Here is a 3947-nt window from a genome sequence, read left to right on the forward strand (position 1 = left end):
CCTCAAACCCGCTTAACTTCGAAGAGCCGACATCAACGCGGAATCTCATTCATTTCTCCGTCCCGTGCGCATGCTACCTATCTGATTCTGGCAGAGCCACAGCGCGCATGATGAGGCAGTCTGCCACAGGCAGAAATCCTCCTCGACGGCCGGGTCCGGGACCGGGCCGGAAAAGACATGACCGGTGGCTCGTGCCTGCGTCCGGACGGGGCGGCCCGCGGGGTGCGGCTCTCCCGGCGAGATAGCCTCTGATCTGGGACTCCGGTGAACCACCCGGCCCCAAGCGGGCGGCATCCGAAGGACGGACTACCGCATGCGGTCTCCTTGCGCTTCGACACTGCGAGATGCACCGCCCTACAGCCCCTGACGACTACCAGTTGGACGCGCCTGCCAGTGCCGGCCGCCTTCACCGGCTGTGTCCAGTGGCGGCACCGGATGCCGCGACCCCTTCGGGCCCGGCGACTAGACTTGGATCATGGCGTCGACCTGCGGATTTACCATCGGGTCGCTGATTATCCCTGGAGGGATCGCAATCTCCGATGGCTCCCGGTCGGGGGGTTTTCATGGATGTTCTTTTTGGGCGCGGTGACGTCCAGGGTGGTCATCGCCGCGGTGAGCTCGGGATCTCGGGCGCCGCCTCGGCGGGAAGGGGGTGCCGGTCAGCCGACGGGACTGACGGATTCGATGTTGGCCACGGCGAACTCGCGCTCGGCGTTGCGCAGGTGGCACCAGGAGTTCAGCCACCGGCCGAAGAGCTGGTTCGGCTGGATGCGGCGGACCGTCCGGGTGCCCTGCTTGTCCCGGTAGGCGATGACGACGTCGCTGCGGCGTTCCACCGCGTCCGCCAGCACGGCGAGTTCGGCGTCGTTCAGCCGCCCGTTTACCTCGCCGAGCCGCTGGGCGAGATTGGTCAGGAGGGTGACACCGTCGTCCTCGCCGGTGCGCAGGCGCTGGGCGAGTTCGTCGGCCGTCAGCCGCCGTCGGGTCGCCGACGGACCGGCGGGGGGCCCGCCGCGCGGTCGGGACGCCCGGGACGGCTGTGCCGAGGCCCCCCGCGGCGCCTTCCGTCCCGGCCCGCTCGTCACGATGACGGTGCCCGTCGCGTCCTCGGCGACGGGGTAGAAGCCCGTCCGGCGCAGCTCGGCGAGGACCGTGCCCAGTTCCACCGGGCTGGCCAGCACGGTGGGGGCGAGCCGGGCGAGGTGCAGCTTCGCCAGCGCCCGGGTGTGGAGGATCTCGGCGGTCGTGGGCTCGTCGGCGAGGACGGCGCTGCGCATCCCGCGGACCTGCACGTGTCCGTGCCGGCGGGCGACGTCGGCGATGAGGTATTCGAGCGGCTGCGGGAGACCGTGATCGGCTATGGTGCGTAGCTGTTCGAGCAGCTCGGTGGCGGACCATCCGGCGTCCATCGCGGCGCGGACGCTGGCGGAGGTGAACCGCCAGGTCCCGGCCGCGCCCCGGGACTCCGGCACCGCCGCGGCCCGCAGGAGCTGGGACATCGCCGCGCTGGGCTGGCCGGACACGACCGCGGTGAGATCTGACTGCAGGATCAGGCTGGACGGCGTCTCGGGCAGCAGCTCGGCGCAGCGGTCCGCCAGGTCCCGCACCGTCCTCGCGGCCTGCGCGGCGAACTCGTCCGCGGTCGAGACGATCATAAGCCCGACGGTGGCAGCCGCCGTGTCGGTGGTGCTCGGCGCGGCCTCGAGCAGAGCTTGGCCGAGCTCGGACAGGACGTCGAGGGCGAACACCCCGAGCAGCTCGGCCTCGCGGATCGCCGCCGCTACCTTGATCTTGCGGGTGGCAGCGTCGTAGCCGTGCAGGGGGAAGAACCAGTCGAGGTTCTCAGCCGTGAGCCGCACCGACCGCCCGCCGGCCGCCGCGCGGATCAGCACCCGGCGAATCTGGCCCGCCCCCGACTCGATGGGCAGGGGCGGCGGGACGTCCTTCTCGTCGGCACCCTCGCGGCTCGTCGGCGCGTGCTCCAGAGCGTGCCACGCCGCAGCCAGCGTCGCCCACTGATGGCTTGGCGACTCCCCCCGCCACTCCTGGAACCGCGAGCTCGGTGCGTAGCCGCCATCGGTGAAGGTCAGCAGGCCGGCGGCCGCGACCAGGTCGATCCACAGCGGCAGCTCGGCCAACGGTATCGACAGCCGCTTCGCCAGCCGGGCCCGTTCCCGCCCACCGACGCCTCCTCGCTTGAGCGCTACGACGGGGGCGGCGGCCTCGTCGAGCAGGGCGGTCACGGCGCGGATGGCGCCCTGTGCGGCCGCCTGGGAGCTCGACCGGACGACAGCCTCGTTCACCTCCGGCCGGGGAATGTCCGGCGGCCCGGTGAGTCCCTGGTCGTGCCTGGCCAGCCAGGCGGCGACCGCGACCTCACGGGGGAGCTCCGGCCGGTTGCCGACGCTCAGCACCAGCCCCGCGGTGATCAGCTGCCTGATGGGCTGCGCGGCTGCCCTCTGGTCGTGGACCTCCTCGAAGGGCGTGTAGGGGAACGTGTAGGGGAACGTGTAGGGGAACGTGTAGGGGAAGTAGCCGCCGGCCGTGGCCAGGCGCAGGTCATCGAGTTGCTGCCTCGCCGGGGCGGGCAGGGAAGCGATGATCGTCGCGATGCGGCGGGCATCGGACATGAGTTCGGTGAGCCGCGCGGTCAGCTCGGTCTTGCGCAGGTTTTCGGCCGGAGCCCCGAGCGCCGTGACCGCCTTACGTAGATCCTCGACCAGGACGTTGTGGGCGATCTTTGCGACCGGGCGGGCGGAACTGATCTCCTCGACCCAGTGGTTGTGCAGCGGTTCCGGGAGTTGGACCACCGTGTCGATCCAGACGAGGCCGCGGGCGCACAGATCGCCCACCCCGGCGCGCACCGCGTCCGGTAACGCACCCAACAGCTCGGCCATCCGGGGTACCGTCGCGGACTGCCCCAGCAGCGCCGCCGCCTGGCCGACCCGGAGCGTGTCGCGGTTCAGCTCCCACAGCGCCGCCGCGAGCGAGTCCGGGCTTTCCAGCCGCTGCGCGAGCTGCCCGAAACCACGGGGGACCGGCTCGACCAGCACGTCCGGACGCGAGCGGAGCAGAGCGGCCAGCGCCGGCAAGTCCAGATCCGCAAGATGGTCGGCGAACGATCGTGGTGTCATCCCTTCCATTCTTATCTGCGCCGAGCGGGCACGACCGCCCGATCTGCCGGCAGCAGACACCCGAGACCACGGCCGCCCGTTCCCGATCCATCCGGATTGCGAGCAGACCGGTGGCGTCGGCGAACGGCATCGGCGCCCTCCGGGCGGTCGCCGGTACCGCGGGCCTCGCCGTCGTTGCCGGTGCGACCTCACCGGGTGCGGTCTCGTTGCCGGTGCGGCCTCACTGATAGCCGATGTGGAGGACGGTGGGGCTGGTAGGCGCATCGCTGTCGATGACGACCGTCGGCCCGTCCGGACCACCCCCGGGGCCACCGGCCCAGCCGAAGGTGAACATGTAGCTGCGCCCCGGCGCGATCCGGAGATGGGAGTTCTGATCCAGGAGGCGTTCACCGTCCACCGAAATTGACTGGACGTGCAGGATCCCCGGTCCTTTGTCGGTGATTGTCAGGTCGGTCTGCCGCCCGACGCCGCTCACCGCACCGGTCTCGTACGAAACGTTGATCATCGGGAGCGGATGATGCACCGGACGGCGGATCACGGCGCCGGCCGGCAACGCTGAGAACAGAACGAGCAGTATTGCGGTGACCATGATGGATACGGCGCGGCGGGACGGGTGCCGGGTACGGGCTGAAACGGATTGTGCGGCATCCCCCATAGCCCCGGAGCCGCCGGGGTGGACGGGCACCCGATCGAGGTGCGGGCGGCATACCGACCTGCCCGGTGAGGGGAGCATGGTTTCCTCCGCGCTGTATTTCCAGAAATCTGTCATCCCGGCTCGAGGATACTAGGGAGTCGAAATGAAATAACTTGCGC

Annotated in this window: 2 protein-coding genes; both read right to left on the reverse strand. The window is 70.4% G+C overall.

Annotated features, from left to right (window positions below):
* Window positions 1-659: 659 nt before the first annotated feature.
* Window positions 660-3134, reverse strand: coding sequence for a helicase-associated domain-containing protein (locus ACY5KJ_RS18415; RefSeq protein ID WP_462203948.1), 2475 nt, complete (start codon window positions 3132-3134; stop codon window positions 660-662).
* Between the two features lie 220 nt (window positions 3135-3354).
* Window positions 3355-3723: a hypothetical protein gene (locus tag ACY5KJ_RS18420; protein WP_462203949.1), complete on the reverse strand. Its 369-nt coding sequence runs from the start codon at window positions 3721-3723 to the stop codon at window positions 3355-3357.
* Window positions 3724-3947 lie beyond the last annotated feature (224 nt).

Source organism: Frankia sp. CcWB3, from assembly GCF_977927595.1.

Coding starts and splice junctions, on each gene's coding strand:
- ACY5KJ_RS18415 (WP_462203948.1), bottom strand. CDS start 3,134: ATGACACCACGATCGTTCGCCGACCATCTTGCGGATCTGGACTTGCCG.
- ACY5KJ_RS18420 (WP_462203949.1), bottom strand. CDS start 3,723: ATGGTCACCGCAATACTGCTCGTTCTGTTCTCAGCGTTGCCGGCCGGC.